Genomic DNA, 15823 nt, shown 5'->3' on the forward strand with positions numbered 1-15823 from the left:
ACTTTCGAAATTCAGGTTCATCAGTAAATTGGGTTGCCCTTGAAAAGCATCATTGTGTGGTGTTTTAGCTATCTGTGGAATACCTTGCCTAACGGGAGGGGATGGGACGGAATCAAATCCTTGCAACCTGAACTTTTGACGAAAACAGCTTACTCATTCGTCTTTGGAGGAAAAGCGCGGCTTTCCGCACGGATGACGGAAAGCCGTCTTTTTCCATTTGAAAGCGGTAAGCCAACGACGGGCACTTGCTTCGCATCTCCTAAAAAAGCTAGATAATGTCATTCCGAAAACCGCCAAGATAGCCTCGTATTCCGCCTAATTTGTCATGTAGGCCATGATTTTCATTCCCAATCACGCGAACATTACACCAAATATTACCGAAAACAACATGTACACGACTGCGTCTCCAAGCCGTTTTTGGTCGATCAATTGGACAATTTCATATCCGAACGTGGAAAAGGTTGTGTACGCACCGCAAAATCCGGGTCCCAGCAATAACCAAAGCCATGGCGCAACCAAGCCCTGGGTGTACAGAGAAAATAATATCCCCAGCAAAAGCGAGCCTGAAATATTGATGAAGCCTGTTCCCAAGGGATACCATTTGGTACCGCGGGCCACAATTCGCTTTCCCATATAAAACCGGACAATCACCCCTGCAATTCCACCGAGACCTGTGAAAAGCACCATCAAGTATTATGCCCCCTTGCTTCTTGACCCTCTGATTTGGAATTCGGCTATCGATTGTCCAACCCCAACCAATACGATACCTCCCAAAACGCTTGACACTACATAAACGAAAGCCGCAATAAAATGATGATTTTCTAACATTTGAGCAGTTTCCAATGAAAAAGTCGAAAAGTGGTAAATGAGCCCGTCAATCCCATTCCGATGCCAAGACGAATTTCCAACGGCCATTTCCAACGAAATAACGTAATGGTAAAAAACCACCCGAGAAACAAGCAACCGGTCAAGTTAATGATCATCGTTCCCAAAGGGAATCTATCCGACAATACAGGGATCCATTCCCCAGCGTAAATCGAAACAGGGCACCCAGAAAAGCGCCGACAGCCAGAGCCAATCCTTTCATACCCTCACCCTGATATTTCAGCATAAAAAAGAATAGACTCCCCCCATCGCAACACGGGTAGGAGTCATCAGCCTTTCGGCAGTTATGGCGAACTCCATCGCCTATTTCATCACCTGTATTCTAAACCAGCCGAAGTCCCCTGTCAATCACACGCACAACCTGCACAACCTGCTGCCTCGTCGTCCAACGTCAGTGCCGGGCCAAGGCTTCGTGGCGTCCATCTTTCCCAAATTCCGCTCACCGGGTCGACGGACACAAGGCGCAACCATCCGTTGCTCACTTTTCTGCGGAATTCGGGATTCCCTTCGAGCAGCTTCACCATATACGGCCGCGGGGCTTCGATGACCACGAGCAAGCGAAGCGGGGAATGAAACCATTCCCTGTCGCTTGCCATGACCGACTGCCACGGCAACCCCGCAAGCAAATCGCTTCCGTTGCCCTGCATCACACCGATCCCCGCCGTGACGGTCTGGGTGGCCTTGTTGCCGCTCCCGTAGATATGGGGGGCGACCGTCGAAGCGTAATATTGCAGGTTAATCCACTGGGCGACGGTCACCGGACCGGCCGCAATATTCATCAGCAAAGTTCCGTCCGGGTCTTCCCGCCAGTCGTAACTGTGCAAAAATACCCTTCCTTCCAGATTGCACGATTCGGTCAAGTGTCGCCTGCCGATGACAAACGCGTAATTCCCCGCCAGCCCCCATTCCGGACGAACTTCACTCCAGTCTGCCGCACGCCGGTGCGCCTCGGCAACCGGATCGCGTCCAGCGGCGCCAGCACCCGGCAATTTGGCCAGTTGCTCTAGATTGACCTTGCGGGTTACCGCCCGGAGCCTGTCCTGAAGCAGGGCAAAAGCGTCCCGGGCCGCCGGGGAAAGTTCCGGCACATGCAGCCAGCGCAACTCATGGACAGTGGTGCTATGTTCCGCGGCGATAAAAACCGTCTCTTCCGGGATGACGATGCCTTGCCCGGCCAGAGCCCTCCGCACCTCTTCCCGGTTGCAGAGTTCCGCGAATACCCGGGCGTTCAACCCTCCGGCGGCTCCGCCGCAAGCGCCGCAATCCAGAGCCGATGCGTAAGGGTTGTTCGCCGTCTCGCTTTTGTGGCCGCAAACGACCACAAGAGGCGAAAATGCGGACGTCAGGCCGATGCTTCTCAACAAGCTGCCCACATAGTTCACTTTCTCTTCCAGGGAAAATCCTGTCGGCAAACCGGAGTCCCCGCAAGTACTCTCGAGATCCAGGGTCAGATGCGTCTTCATTTTACCGGCAGACCGTTTCCGCCAACGATGGATGGAACCGATGACGCGTTCAGGAGCCGCATTCCGCGCAAGCATGTACAATCCCAGCCACGGTCCGCTCATTTCCGGCAACAACAGGCTGGTGACAAGCCCCTGTTTCATCTTTTTAAATACGCGGGCGACGGAAAGTTTCGCGGATTCCGCCCAAAGATACGTTTGGCTGCCGGCGGATGGAAGCTGTTCCCGTACCTCATGGCGGGGTTCGACAATGGCCGGACAGGCCGCATGGACGTGCCCGTCCGGCAGGCGCGTCCGGATGGGAAGGCCGAAAAATCCCGCACAGCCGAATGTTTCAAACGGCCCTTCCCGTTCGAGATGCCGGCGGAAAGGTTCGGAACGGACGTCGATGCAGAAGAGCAGCTGCGCGGCCGCCCGTCGGGCGTGGCCGTTTGTTTGCGTTGCCGATATCGTTTCCCGCAACTTCTCCTCTTGTGTATCCTCCCAGGCTTCCAGCCACAGTCTGGGACGAACCATCCAGGCGAAACGGCGGGCGAAATCCAGCCGGATAAACCGCTCTTCAGGCGACATCCCGAACCATTGTTCGCACGTCCATCCTCCCCAATGCAACCATGCACCAATCCAGGGTAAGAGTTCCGCGTCATGGTCGGCATCACCGGTCTCCTGAAGGGGAAGACGGGGGGCGACCAGCGCCCATTCCGTCGACAGACGAATCGCCAAATATTCCGTCAGCAAGCGGTATTCCTGTCCGGATTTTTGCGAGCGCCACAGCAACATCCCCGCCCAGCCCGGCAGCGCGATCAGGTGTTCTTCCAGATAACGCTCCATGTCCGGCCGCGGAACATTCAGGTTAAACAGCGCCTGCTTCAACGCGTCTTCCGCGTTTGCCGGCGTTTGTTTGATCCGCCCGCGCTCCGCCCGGCTCAGGGACGGATCGTGGCACGCCAGTTTCCGCCAGGCGCAGTAGAATCCCGATTCCCGAAACGGCATCCCCCACGCGGCTTGCCCTTCGTCCAGAAACAGCTTGCACCATTTGATCATATGGCGGTCCAGCGCCCGCGCAAAGCGGGGTTCTCCTTGCGCTTCCAATATCGCGCTTTTGGTTCGGACACAACGGACGGGAAGGCGATCCGGCAGCGTTTTGGCGTGTTTCATCCGGACGGCCAGACGTTTCATCTCTAACGAATTCATGACCTCGCGGGGAACGTTTTCGTGCCACAGCAGTCCGCAGCACAGCCGTTCCGCTTCTTTGCGGGGAATGGAATGCGCCTCCTCATTCAGCCACTTCCCGAAACGTTCCTCGAGCTTACGTGGACTTAACTCCCCTTTTCGCAGCGCTTCATGAAACATCGCCATCGGGGGAAACAGGTCCAAACCCCGGGAATCCCGAAATCGTTCCGCCACTTCCTCAAACGTCAGATGCTCCAGTCCCGCCCAGGGATGGACAGCGACAAACGTGCGAAGCGGCCACAGCGGAGCGATGACCCGGCTCGCCCTTCCCACCATCTCATCCACCGGCAGGTTGCCGGAAAAATCCCGATCGCATTTTTTTTCATTATTTTCCACACGGTTTTCCACATGATCCACAGCCCGTTCGGACAACATCGCGGAGCGATTCATTTTAACTCCCCTCCCCTACGCATGTACGCCCCGAGATAGCGGGGGTGGCTTTCCACCGCCTCATCGCGCGCTTCGCCAAGATGAACCAGCCATAGATACAACTTCGCCCGTATTTCCGTTGTGCGGCGTGCGGTCAATCCCAATCCCGACAGCCCTCCGCAGGCGATCAGGAGGACGACGGCGGTCTCAGTTCTTCCGGTTGAAATGGCTGCAGGCAGCGCATCGCCCAGCATGGAAGCCAGTGCGTCGTGGAACGCCATCGCGGACAAGCCAAGTCCGGAGAGGACGATAAATCCCGTCCAGCGCCCACTCTGAAACACGGCCATCTGCCACCAGGCGAGCGCCAGCGACCAGCCCATCAACAGCGCCCGCAACATGCGAAGCGGCTCGTGGGGCTCAGCCACCCAAAATCCGATGCCCAGCACGATTCCGCCCAGTACGCCGTAAAGCAGCCATCGTCTCGACGGCGGATCGGGCGCCAAAAGCGCGGGTCTCGGCCTCGGCACAACGGATCCGGAACGCAAAAACAAGGCCGCCTTGAACCATCCGTGAAAAATCAAATGCAAAACCGCCAGCAAATAGGCACCCAAAGCACATTGGAGAAACATCATCCCCATCTGCGCCATGGTCGAGGCCACCAGTTGCCGTTTATAGTCCGGTTGCACCAGGAGAATGCCGGTTCCGACAAATATCGATAACATGGCCGGAACCATCAGCAGCCATTGGGGCAAACCGCCATCCAGCAGCGGTGAAAATCGGGCCAGCAGCATTCCGCCCGCATTGACGAGCCCCGCATGCATCGCGGCCGAAACCGGCGTCGGGATGACCGCCGATTCCAGCAACCACCGCTGGAACGGCCATTGACCCGCCGGAATAATCGCGGCAAACACAACCAACATGCCGATTCCTGCTGCGTTTTCCCATCCCAGCCGCAATATCGATTCCTCTGACAGCGCCAGCGTGATCCGCCAATGTCCGGTCACCTGCCACAGCCACACGGCGGCAAGCGACAGGGAAAGCCAGTTGGCGGCAAACATTCGGGTCATAAGCCGGGCAACATGGCGGGCAGGCGTCCATTCCTTGTTCAATAAAACCAACCCGACCAGACCTGACAAAGGTAGTCCCCACAACAGCGCGAGCAAGCGCAAATCGCCGCTGAACCAGATGAGGGATGCCGATCCGGTCGTGAACGTCAACAGTGAAAAGTAAGCGCGATAAGAACGATCACCGTGCATGAACCGGATACAAAACCGTTGGATCGTCCAGCCAAGCAATCCTACGTAAGACGCCATCAGCCATGCTGTCCGATCCAGGTGCCATAGTCCCGTCTCCCGAACCTGATCGGCGCCGATCAGTCCCGCAAAGGACACCACGACCGGTATGGCCAGCAAAAAGACGTGCAGGCGAACGTATCGGTCGGAGACGCGGGATATATACAGGCAACATGCGCTGATCCATGCGATCATCCATCCGGCAATGAAGGCAATAAACATCGCTACATTCAAGACCTTTTCCTCCTAACAAAAGACCGACCATACCATCCTGGCGGAACACCCGATTGAAATCGGAGTTTGATCCAGATGGTATGGTCGGTCTATTTCCAACAAATCCGATGCGGACTTTTTGAAAATCCACCTTGTTTTACATACGATACGGGCTTACCTTGAACCATCCTGTTTCCGTGGGATGTTCGGCAGGCCGGCCCGGTCAGTTGAAACTGTTGTATTCGATTTCTAAATTATAGCGAAGTCCGCTTTTCATTGCAAACAATTTTCAAGTTTTTTGTCAAAGCAAATGCCGCTCATCCGAAGATGAACGGCATTCATGAGAGTCCCTTGCAGAATTGTCAGTGCTGTTCCTCGTTTTTGGCGGCCGGCTTGTTCGCGGGCGAGAACCAGCCCAGCAGCGCGATCGCGACCAGCACGCCGTAGAAGACGATAGTCCAGGCCGTGCTGTGGGGGAAATCGTGGTCCAGCACGCCGATGTCGTGATGGGCCAGGGTGATGACCGCTAGCTTGACACCGACCCATGCCACGATGGCATACGCTGTCGTCTCCAGCGCCGGACGTTTGGCCAGCAGTTTGATGAACCAGCCTGCGGCGTATTTGAGCAGCACCAGACCGGCGATGCCGCCCAGCACCACGACGGCGAACTTGCCGCCGTCCATTCCGCCGAAGTCGCCAAGCGGCGAATCCGGCAAGCCGAGCGCGAGCGCCACCGCAGCGAGGATGGAATCGATGGCGAATGCCAGGTCGGCCAGCGCGATCTTACCGACCGTGCCCCAGAAGCCCCTCGCCGAACCGGACTGTTTCTCTTCCTTATGCGCATCCTTCTTCCCGAAGCGGGCCTGGATGACATGCTTGAGTCCCAGATACAGCAGATATGCGGCGCCGATCGCCTGCACCTGCCATACATTGGCGATGAACGAGATTGCGAACAGGGCGGCGAACCGGAAAGCGAAGGCCATGATGATGCCATAATTGATCGCCTTGGATCTCTGGTTCTCCGGCAAATGCTTCGCGATGACGGCAAGCACGAGCGCGTTGTCAGCCGACAGCAGTCCTTCCAGTCCGATCAGAATCAAGAGCGCCCACGCGTACTCCAACCAAATGTCCAACTAACTTTCCTCCTTTGATTGTCGGCTCCGTAAGGTTTCCCCGCGCGGCGGCCGGCATGCGGAATTCCTGCCGCCGGTCTACGGTAAAACTGACATTCTTTAATACGATTTCCTGCCGCATGCGTTTCTTGCATTTTACACGGCATCATGCCGCCGCCGCAACAGCAGGTTCAGCCGCTCCGTGGCGAGCAGCATCGCGGCTTCCATCAGGACGATGTACAGCGGGAAAATGCCGATCGTCCAGTATCCGGCTGGCATCCCGAGCAGAGGAGGCAGGATGGCCGCCCCCGTATAGGCTGTCGCAATCTGATACCCCATAATCCTCCCGGCGTGGGCTTCGCCGAACCGGGCGGGCGTTTCGTGCAGCATGCTTGGAAAGATAGGCGCCAGTCCCAATCCGGTAATCAGAAACCCGGCCAGTGAAAAGCCGGCGGGAAGCGGCGGCAGCAGAAGCAGCGCGCCGGCCAGGGTCGTGATCTGCCCCGCCCGGATCAGCGTCGGACTACTGAAATTGAGCGAGACGAATCCGTTGATGAACCTGCCGATCGTAATGCCCGCAAAGTAGATCGAGATCCACAACGCCGCATCGTCGGCCGGGATCCCTTTGACATTGACCAGATAACTGCTGTCCCACAAGCCGGCCGTCGACTCCACGCCGCAGTAGAACAGGAACGTCCCCAGCGCGTACTTGACGCCGGCCGAATTTTTCGGCTTGCGTCCTTCGTCCGGCCCGCGCGCGGGCGCATCCGCCTGCGGGGCTTGTCCGCCACCGGCCCGCTTCTTCTCCATATGTTTCCACAGGGGCAGCGATGCAAAAAGCACCGCTACAAGCGCCGACTGGATGAGGCCGATCACCGTGTATCCGTCTCTCCAGTCGCCTTCGGACAGGTAAACGGACAGAATCATCGGGCTGATCGTTACGCTGACGCCCCAGAAACAGTGCAGCCAGCTCATGTGGCGGGCTTCGTAATTCCCCGCAATGTAGTGGTTTAGCTCGGACTCGACGGCGCCGCCGCCGAGTCCGAGCAGTATGGCGAAGACCATGAGGCACGCGATGGAAGGCGCGATCGAAAAGCCGAGCAGCGCGCCGGCCGTCATGGCAACGCTGATCAGCGTGGTGCGCGCCGTGCCGATGCGCCAGACGATGCGGCTCGTGGCAAGGGCGGACACGATCGTGCCGATCGTGACCGTAAACGACAGCACCACCGCCATGCCGATAGGCGCCCCCAGATCCTGCCGCAATAAGGTCGCCATTCGGTTGCTCTAGTTGTCCGTGATGCAAGTGCGTCCTTCCGAATGCATTTTGACAGAAGGAGATGCGCTTGTTCAAATGGAATTATTATAGCATGCAATGGCTGGCGGTGAACACGGGTTTTGCATGATCAATTTTCAAGTTTTTTTCGCTTTTTTACAGGCTTTTATTCATACATCCTGGTTCATTTTTGTTTTACCGCCTGTATCCTTCAAGAACCACTTGAGCAGGGGAGGCACTACGACGGTTGTAATGACAATGACCAAAATGATCGTCGTGTACAACTCTGACGGAAGCAAGCTGGAATTCAGGCCCAGCGCCGCAATAATCAGAGCGACTTCACCGCGCGAAACCATTCCCGAGCCGATGATGAAGGAGGATCTTGTATCAAACCCAGTTATTCTGGCTCCCAATCCCGAGCCGATCAGTTTGGATGCAATAGCCAAAACGGACAATATGAAAAGGGGTAGCAGTTGTTCAGACAATCCGTCGAACGAAACGGTCAGACCGATGCTGGCAAGAAAGACCGGAACAAAGAACGAATAGGCGACGGCTTCCAATTTTTTCTCAATCTGATGTTTGAATTCGGTTCTGGAAATCGCCAGTCCGGCAGCAAAAGCGCCGATAATGCCGGCAACTCCAAAGTATTCCGCAGCCAATGAGAATATCAGACACAAAAAAATGCTAATGCCCAGGACCGGTTCGGTTCGCTTTAAATGGGCGAACTTCCGCAAGGCAAAGGGAATGCCTTTCCCACCATGATTACCGCGAGAAATATAAAGATCACCTTCTTGCCGATCACCCACGCCAGGCTGATTTCACTGGCCGTAAGCAACCCGAGAACAATTGTAAGACCGAACACAACCAGAATATCGTCAACAATCGCCGCCCCCAATACGGTCGTGCTTTCCCGGCTGTTCAATTTCCCCAGTTCCCGGAACGTTTGCACTGAAATGCTCACGGACGTTGCCGAAAGCAGCAATCCGAGAAACAGCGCATGTCCCTGTTCCATCCCGAGCCATAACCCGACGGTATATCCCCCCGCAAGCGGAAACAGCATACCTCCCACCGCTACAGCAATGGAAGTATTGCGGTTTTCGTTCAATGCTCTCAGGTCAGTTTCCAGACCAGCCAAAAACATCAAGAGAAGAACGCCGATCTGGGCAAAAACCTCCAAAATAACGGAAGGCTCTACCCAGCTCGCCACGGCAGGACCAATCAACACGCCTGCCAAAAGTTGCCCCAATACTGAAGGTTGCCCCAACCGTGCGGCAAGATCTCCTGCAAGTTTGGTGGCTATAAGAATAATGGTTAACTGCAACAAGAATTCCACGACATGATTCATGTTATCGCTCCTTTTGTATTTCTGCCCAATATCTTGTCTCAGCCCGGTGAGACTATGCAAAGTAACGGCCTTCGTGAATCTGATACCTGTTCTGAACGATTCGTCACATTTTCGCAGTCCCCCATTTTGGCCGAAATGAAGAAAAAAATAAGAGAAGCCCGTCTATGACAGGCTCCTCCACATGAAACGGTATGAATATTTCAATACACGAGAAGATTATAGGTTACCTTCCGTTTACAGTCAAGAAAAATGAGAAATCCATTTGCAATCCTCACATCCAGTTTTCCACATTTATGCTCCCATGTCGCGAAACCGCTTGATTCGCTCTTCAATCTCATCCCGCACGCGGCGGAACACTACCAGTCTTTCTTCTTCCGTCCCCGTTGCCTTGGCGGGATCGTCAAATCCCCAATGCCAGCGGGTCACGTGCGGGGGTGTCATCGGGCATCGGTCGTTGGCGTCCCCGCATAGCGTAATCACATAATCCGCTTTGTTTAAAAGCTCGGGATCGATCACATCGGACGTCTGATTGGAGATGTCAATTCCCACCTCCCGCATGACCTTTACGGCATACGGATTGAGACCGTGAGCCTCGATTCCCGCACTGTACACGTCAAATCGGTCGCCTAGATATTTTTTCCCGAATCCTTCCGCCATTTGACTGCGGCAGGAATTGCCCGTGCAAAGAAAATAGAGGATCGGTTTCTCCGTCACTTTGTCAGCCTCCTTGGGTGGAAAAAAATTTGCGATGGAAATAGAGCGACAGCTTCACCAGAGCCAGCATTACGGGCACTTCCACCAGCGGGCCGATGACCGCCACGAACGCCGCTCCCGAATGAATGCCGAACACGCCGACCGCCACCGCAATCGCCAGTTCAAAATTGTTGCTCGCGGCGGTAAAGGAAAGCGTCGTACAGACGGGGTAGCCAGCTCCCGCTTTTTTGCTGAGCCAAAACGACACCACAAACATGACGACAAAGTAGATGAGAAGCGGGATCGCGACCCTGAGCACATCCATAGGCAGTTCAAGGATGACCTCCCCCTTGAGGGAGAACATGACCACGATGGTGAACAGCAGGGCGACCAAGGTCAGCGGGCTGATCTTCGGAATGAACACCCGATCGTACCACACTTTCCCCTTTGCTTTCACCAACACATACCGGGTGATCATCCCCGCAAGGAAGGGAATGCCCAGGTAGATAAACACGCTTTTGGCGACCTCGGCCATCGTGATCTCGATGACCATGCTTTCCAATCCGAGCCACTGCGGCACAATTGTGACGAACACGAACGCGTAGAACGAATAAAACAACACCTGAAAGATGGAATTGAACGCCACCAAGCCCGCCGCGTACTCCGTGTCCCCTTTGGAAAGATCGTTCCAGACGACGACCATGGCGATGCAGCGGGCAAGACCGATCAGAATCAGGCCGACCATGTACTCGGGATTGCCCCGCAGGAAAAGGATCGCCAGCACGAACATGAGGATCGGCCCGATCACCCAGTTTTGCACGAGAGACAAGCCCAGCACTTTCACGTTGCGGAACACATGACCCAGTTCCTCGTATTTCACTTTCGCCAGCGGCGGGTACATCATGAGGATCAGCCCAACGGCGATGGGAATGGAGGTGGTGCCGACCTGCAACGCATTCAAGTTGTCCACCATGTCGGGAAACCAGTAACCGCAACCGACGCCAACGGCCATGGCCAGAAAAATCCACACCGTCAAATAACGATCCAGAAACGAAAGCCTTTTGATGTTTTGACTACCCATGCCATCCACTCCTCTTATTCACAGCAAACGTTGACCAACAGCCCCTGTTGTTCCAACTTGTTTAATTCCTCCGACATGTCGGGCAACTGCATCAGCCCCAGTCCAACCTGCTCTAAGGTTTCTCGTCTCAGAGAGTAAAACACCCACTGCCCTTTGCGGCTCTCCTTGACGAACCCTGCCGTTTTCAATCGGCTTAAATGTTTGGAAACCGCAGGTTGGGAGATCTTAAACACAGGAACAAATTCGCATACGCAACAATCCCGATGATGAAGCATGGCCACCATTTTTAGGCGGGTGGGATCGGCCAACGCTTTCAGCATGTCCGCCAACTTTTCGATGTCCACATCCCTTCACCTTTCCTCTTAATAAATTTATCATATAACTATATGGTTATGCAAAAGAAACTTGTATGGATATGCAAATGGTTTGTTTCCATCGGATTACGATCGCGGTGCCCACAACATGACGGAAACGCCGATCATGCAAATCAACGCTCCGATCCAGTCGTAGAGATCGGGCGTTTTTCGGTCCACCAACCATCCCCAGATCACCGCCAATAGAATAAACGCTCCGCCGTAAGCGGCGTACACGCGACCAAAGTTGGGGAAGCTTTGCAGGGTGGGAATGATCCCGTACAGCACCAGGATCATCCCTCCCAGCACGCCGACCCAGAGCGGTTTTGATTCCCTCAGCCACAGCCAGACCAGATATCCGCCGCCAATTTCCGCCAGTCCTGCCGCCAAAAACAAAACAATCGCCTTTGCCATGGTTTCCCCCTTGAAATTAAATGGCGACCGGCGCCTTGATCGCCGGATGATGGCGGTAATCGACAAACTCGAAATCTTCGTACACATAATCGAATATGCTGGGCGGCTTCCGCTTGATGACGAGCCTCGGCAACGGAAACGGTTCCCGGCTCAACTGCAGTTTCGCCTGCTCCAGATGGTTACTGTACAGATGCACATCCCCGCCGGACCAGATGAGTTCGCCCGGTTCCAGATCGCACTGCTGCGCCATCATATGCGTAAGCAGCGCGTACTCGGCAATGTTAAACGGCAACCCCAGAAACACATCCACCGAACGCATCGTCAGCATGCACGACAGTTTGCCCTCCGACACGTAAAACTGAAACAACACATGGCACGGCGGCAACTTCATCTGATCGATATCCGCCACGTTCCATGCGCTTATGATATGGCGGCGGGAATCCGGATTGGTCCGGATCGCCTCCACCACCCGGGCGATCTGGTCGATTATGCGGCCGTCCGGCGCTTCCCAAGCCCGCCACTGCTTGCCGTACACCGGTCCCAGATCACCGTTTTCGTCAGCCCATTCGTCCCAGATCGTCACTCCGTTTTCGTTCAAATAACGAATATTGGTATCCCCTTTCAGGAACCAGAGCAGTTCATGGACGACCGACCGAATATGAATCCGCTTCGTGGTCAGCAACGGAAAACCTTGTGACAAGTCGAAACGAAGCTGGCGACCGAACACCGATATCGTTCCGGTTCCCGTCCGGTCTGGCTTGGGGACTCCATGGTCCAACACGTCTTTCAGCAAGTCGAGGTACGCTCTCAACGACATCACCTTCATTTTCTCGATACATATACCTTACCGGTCACCACTTGATTTCCTGTCAAAACGGTTCCACTTTCTTGACAATTGCACACCAAAAAATATACTATAAGGGCATCAGGATTGGTTCTTCTCCCTGATCCTCATTTTATCTTTACGGGGTTTCGATATGCAATGGTCAAAAGGAGAACTGGAGGACAAAATCAGCAAGGCTCTTACCCAGTGGGAAAAGGAATATTTGGGCCGCGGTTCCGTTTCGGTCAAAACGGATATTGTGCGGAATATGGTCATCGTCTTACTGAAGGGGGTTTTAACCCCTGCCGAACGCAATTTGGCCCAAACGACCGAAGGAATGCTCTCCATTAAAAAAATCCGGGCGGATCTCGTGGAATCGGGCAGCGACCAATTGAAGGAACTTATCGCAAACCTGACGGGCTCAAATGTGACCAGTTTCTACACCGACGTCAGCACCCGAACCGGGGAACGGGTCATGGTATTTATCCTCTCGGACAATCTGGAAGAACAATATTCATAGTTTCGGTGGATCCTTTAAACGGCCGGGCAAGGTCGGTTAAAGATAAACCGGGAAATATCGCACGTTTTGTTCCATGCCCATTGGTTCGGAACGTGCCGATTTTTCCCGGTTTTTTATTACAAAAAAAGGATGTGAAAACACATGACATTCCGAAAAACTACTGTGGATTATGACATGCTCATCCTCGTCGGTATTGGTCCAAAAGCGGACCTTGCGTTGGAACGATTCTTGGATGGCCATAAACAGAAAAAACCTCTGATTTTCCGTTGTGAAGAAGTGCTTGTCTGGGATCCTTACGGTTCTCTTGCCCGCAGCATCCTCAGCGCGCTCATGCGCTATTCGGCCATTCAGGAAATTTGGATTCTTGGATATAAGAGCGAGCAAGATTCCACTTTCTCCATTTTGTCGGAAAACGCCGATAAACGAACGGCTTCCACCGCAACCTATTTGATTTCTCATCTGTCCGGGCTGTCCGAAGACCGGTGGTTCCATGTTCCATCAGATGAAAGCTCGGGGGCCTGGAAAACCGCCCATTTGCTGCAAAACCATCCGCTGTTGCCCCGTCCAGTCAAGGTGAACGTTGCGCTTCTGGACAATCAAGATCATCTGATTGTCCAAGAGTGAGTCCCGTAAAATCAGGAGAAGAAGAGCCCACTAGCAGATCGTTTCCCGGAGAACACCCGACGTGGTCGCGAGACTACGAATAGGTTCGACATGGATCTCCATCGGATGAGGGATCGGGACTCGCACTCATACTTTGAACTTGCCGACTAACGCTTTCAGAGAATCCGACATTTCGCCAAGCTGATGAGCGGTTTTTAGCATTTCCTGGCTCGTGGCCGCCTGTTCTTCAGTCATGGCCGCAACCTCTTCCGTGAACGAGGCGGTTTCTTCCGTAATCTTCGTAATTTCCCGAATCGAACCTTCAATCGCTTTGCTTCCTGCGGACATTTGACCTACGGAAGCGGCAACCTCCATCACTTGCACGCTCAAGTTGTTCACTTCGTTCATAATGGCCCGGAACGATTCGCTGGCCTTCAGCATGGCCTGAACGCCATCCTTGACGCCATGGCTGTTCTCGTTTACTTTCTGGACGAGTCCGTTAATGCCGTTCAACATCACTTCAATGGTTTCATGGATCTCAACGGTCGAATTCGCCGCCTGGTCCGCCAGCTTGCGGATTTCACCGGCCACGACGGCAAACCCTCGGCCTTGTTCCCCGGCGCGCGCCGCTTCGATGGCGGCGTTCAGCGACAACAGATTGGTTTGATTGGAGACATCCTGAATATATCCGACCACATCCCGAATCTTTTCAGAAAGCAATGCCAGTTCCGCGGCGGAAGCCTGAATGTCGGAAAACGTTTCTTCGATCCGGCCGATTTTTTCCGCATTTGCCTGCATTTCGCCGGCATTCTTCGTCGCGACGGACTGCGCTCGCCTAGCAAGGTCGGAAACATCGGTTGTCGTGGCGGCAACCTGTTCCAGTCCCGATACCGTCTCCTGCAAGATCGCCGACATCTCTTCTGTCTGGGATACTTGCTGCTCCGCTCCCTGCGCTACGCGTTGAACAGATTCGGAAATTTGATCGGCAGCTTTGTAGCTCTCTTCTGCGCCAACCTTCAACATGGAGGAGGAGCGCTCCAATTCCAGGGTCTTCCTTTGAATATCGGCAATCATGCTCTGAAGACTGGATAACAGCAAGTTCGTTTGATCGGCCAAATCCTTCGTTTCGTCCTTTGTTTTCACTGTAATTCGTTTCGTCAAATCACCGCCGGAAGAGGCAATCTCTGCGATGGCGTTCCCGACTTTGCGTACGTTTCTGGCCGTCAATGCGCCAGTGAAGTAAGACGAAATGACCGAAACGATAAGTACCAGAAGCCCGGGACGATATCGTTGAAAATACAACGGATCTGGATCTCTCGGTTCCGAAGCATATCGAACAATTGGAGACGGAATTGGAAGACGACATCAACCATCGTGTGAACATGGCACTGGCCCAGGCGCAGAAGAAGATGAAAGCCGACATTTTCCAGTTTGCCGACGCTTTTTACCGTAAATATCCGCAGAAATGGAATCAAAACAAGGATCGCTGGGACGAGATCTATCCGAATGTGGGAGTCAGGCTGGAGACGAATGTGAAAGTTGCCAGACCGGGGTTGACAGGCAAAAGCTTTTTCCAGCCGGATCAAAGGTGATCAAAGAAATTGAAATGGGCGGCGGTTTTGGGAATTGCTGCGGTTTTGGTGCTGATAGCCCTGTACAAATGGCCGAAAATGAAGTCGCAAAAGAAAAGAGAAAAAACCGCCTCTGCCGCATTGACCGTTTTGGGCGGAATTCTCGCTGTTTTGCTCGTTTTCGTTCCGGACATGCCGGGGCCTACGCAGTTCATGGATACCCTGTACAAACCGCTGGTCAACATGCTCGAAAAATGAACCTCGGAAAGGAGCGGATAAGAAGGATGATCGAAAAAGGAAAAATTTCCGCATTCCAATTGGGAAAGATGATTTATTTGGCCATCACCCCCACGGCGATTCTCACCGCGCCGGGAATCACGTACAAATTTGCGAGACAGGATCTGTGGCTTTCGCCGATCTGGGCTTTCAGCGGGCTGATTGCCGTTTTCGCCGCGCTTCGGCTTCATCGCCTGTATCCCGGACAAAATATCGTCCAGGCATGCGAGCGCATCCTCGGCCGGTTTCCCGGAAAAATCATCGGGGGCGCTTACTGGCTTTTTTATTTATCCTAAATTTCGAAAGCCCA

The 15823-nt window shown here is 54.1% G+C and carries 16 protein-coding genes, 1 pseudogene and 1 riboswitch; of the genes and pseudogenes, 4 read left to right on the forward strand and 13 right to left on the reverse strand.

Annotation, left to right across the window (positions count from 1 at the left end):
- Positions 1–351 precede the first annotated feature (351 nt).
- The 12 genes and pseudogenes from crcB to thyA all read right to left on the reverse strand — a co-directional run bounded on the left by crcB (position 352) and on the right by thyA (position 12531).
- Positions 352–687 (reverse strand): fluoride efflux transporter CrcB, encoded by a 336-nt coding sequence (crcB, locus tag ABEV74_RS13340; protein ID WP_015256241.1) that lies wholly within the window; start codon positions 685–687, stop codon positions 352–354.
- Positions 688–821: 134 nt separating this feature from the next.
- A complete protein-coding gene (locus tag ABEV74_RS13345; RefSeq protein WP_430146629.1) occupies positions 822–1079 on the reverse strand; it encodes a fluoride efflux transporter FluC in 258 nt (85 codons plus the stop codon).
- A 59-nt stretch (positions 1080–1138) separates the two neighbouring features.
- A riboswitch (Fluoride riboswitch) is annotated at positions 1139–1198 on the reverse strand.
- Between the two features lie 31 nt (positions 1199–1229).
- Positions 1230–3923 carry a DUF2309 domain-containing protein gene (locus tag ABEV74_RS13350; protein ID WP_430146631.1) on the reverse strand — a complete coding sequence of 898 codons (2694 nt, stop codon included), beginning with the start codon at positions 3921–3923 and terminating at the stop codon, positions 1230–1232.
- Between the two features lie 38 nt (positions 3924–3961).
- Entirely contained in the window at positions 3962–5470 is a 1509-nt protein-coding gene (locus tag ABEV74_RS13355; protein ID WP_430146624.1) for an NADH dehydrogenase subunit 5, read from the reverse strand.
- A 341-nt stretch (positions 5471–5811) separates the two neighbouring features.
- Positions 5812–6582: a TerC family protein gene (locus ABEV74_RS13360; protein WP_015256238.1), complete on the reverse strand. Its 771-nt coding sequence runs from the start codon at positions 6580–6582 to the stop codon at positions 5812–5814.
- A gap of 135 nt (positions 6583–6717) precedes the next feature.
- Positions 6718–7836 (reverse strand): MFS transporter, encoded by a 1119-nt coding sequence (locus ABEV74_RS13365; protein ID WP_083932132.1) that lies wholly within the window; start codon positions 7834–7836, stop codon positions 6718–6720.
- Between the two features lie 168 nt (positions 7837–8004).
- Positions 8005–9179: pseudogene (locus tag ABEV74_RS13370) on the reverse strand (cation:proton antiporter).
- Between the two features lie 291 nt (positions 9180–9470).
- A complete protein-coding gene (gene arsC, locus ABEV74_RS13375; RefSeq protein WP_015256235.1) occupies positions 9471–9893 on the reverse strand; it encodes an arsenate reductase (thioredoxin) in 423 nt (140 codons plus the stop codon).
- A 4-nt stretch (positions 9894–9897) separates the two neighbouring features.
- Positions 9898–10938 (reverse strand): ACR3 family arsenite efflux transporter, encoded by a 1041-nt coding sequence (gene arsB, locus ABEV74_RS13380; protein WP_198285817.1) that lies wholly within the window; start codon positions 10936–10938, stop codon positions 9898–9900.
- 29 nt (positions 10939–10967) lie between these two features.
- On the reverse strand, positions 10968–11297 hold the full coding sequence (locus tag ABEV74_RS13385) for an ArsR/SmtB family transcription factor (protein ID WP_015256233.1): 330 nt from the start codon (positions 11295–11297) through the stop codon (positions 10968–10970).
- A gap of 96 nt (positions 11298–11393) precedes the next feature.
- Complete coding sequence (locus tag ABEV74_RS13390; protein WP_015256232.1) at positions 11394–11720, reverse strand: YnfA family protein; 327 nt, start codon at positions 11718–11720, stop codon at positions 11394–11396.
- 16 nt (positions 11721–11736) lie between these two features.
- Positions 11737–12531, reverse strand: coding sequence for a thymidylate synthase (gene thyA, locus ABEV74_RS13395; protein ID WP_430146633.1), 795 nt, complete (start codon positions 12529–12531; stop codon positions 11737–11739).
- Positions 12532–12697: 166 nt separating this feature from the next.
- On the opposite strand from thyA, the gene ABEV74_RS13400 reads away from it, so the two are divergent.
- Together ABEV74_RS13400 and ABEV74_RS13405 are read left to right on the forward strand one after the other, a co-directional pair.
- A complete protein-coding gene (locus ABEV74_RS13400; RefSeq protein WP_015256229.1) occupies positions 12698–13063 on the forward strand; it encodes a Na-translocating system protein MpsC family protein in 366 nt (121 codons plus the stop codon).
- A 141-nt stretch (positions 13064–13204) separates the two neighbouring features.
- Positions 13205–13687 (forward strand): hypothetical protein, encoded by a 483-nt coding sequence (locus ABEV74_RS13405; RefSeq protein WP_015256228.1) that lies wholly within the window; start codon positions 13205–13207, stop codon positions 13685–13687.
- Between the two features lie 126 nt (positions 13688–13813).
- Here ABEV74_RS13405 and ABEV74_RS13410 read toward each other — a convergent pair whose 3' ends face one another.
- Positions 13814–14968 carry a methyl-accepting chemotaxis protein gene (locus ABEV74_RS13410; protein ID WP_041853973.1) on the reverse strand — a complete coding sequence of 385 codons (1155 nt, stop codon included), beginning with the start codon at positions 14966–14968 and terminating at the stop codon, positions 13814–13816.
- 29 nt (positions 14969–14997) lie between these two features.
- Here ABEV74_RS13410 and ABEV74_RS13415 point away from each other — a divergent pair, with 29 nt between their 5' ends.
- Together ABEV74_RS13415 and ABEV74_RS13420 are read left to right on the forward strand one after the other, a co-directional pair.
- The gene (locus ABEV74_RS13415; RefSeq protein WP_430146635.1) at positions 14998–15258 is read left to right on the forward strand and encodes a Ger(x)C family spore germination C-terminal domain-containing protein; all 261 of its coding nucleotides are present in this window, start codon (positions 14998–15000) and stop codon (positions 15256–15258) included.
- Positions 15255–15809, forward strand: coding sequence for a GerAB/ArcD/ProY family transporter (locus tag ABEV74_RS13420; RefSeq protein WP_430146627.1), 555 nt, complete (start codon positions 15255–15257; stop codon positions 15807–15809). The genes ABEV74_RS13415 and ABEV74_RS13420 overlap by 4 nt, the downstream gene beginning before the upstream one ends.
- Positions 15810–15823 lie beyond the last annotated feature (14 nt).

Origin of the sequence: Paenibacillus cisolokensis, assembly GCF_050481165.1 — a bacterium.
Lineage (GTDB): Bacteria > Bacillota > Bacilli > Paenibacillales > Paenibacillaceae > Paenibacillus_AH > Paenibacillus_AH cisolokensis.

Bases quoted from the DNA above. Each gene is read 5' to 3' on its own strand.
- crcB (WP_015256241.1), bottom strand. From the start codon at position 687: ATGGTGCTTTTCACAGGTCTCGGTGGAATTGCAGGGGTGATTGTCCGG.
- ABEV74_RS13390 (WP_015256232.1), bottom strand. From the start codon at position 11,720: ATGGCAAAGGCGATTGTTTTGTTTTTGGCGGCAGGACTGGCGGAAATT.
- ABEV74_RS13405 (WP_015256228.1), top strand. From the start codon at position 13,205: ATGACATTCCGAAAAACTACTGTGGATTATGACATGCTCATCCTCGTC.
- ABEV74_RS13365 (WP_083932132.1), bottom strand. From the start codon at position 7,836: ATGGCGACCTTATTGCGGCAGGATCTGGGGGCGCCTATCGGCATGGCG.
- ABEV74_RS13400 (WP_015256229.1), top strand. From the start codon at position 12,698: ATGCAATGGTCAAAAGGAGAACTGGAGGACAAAATCAGCAAGGCTCTT.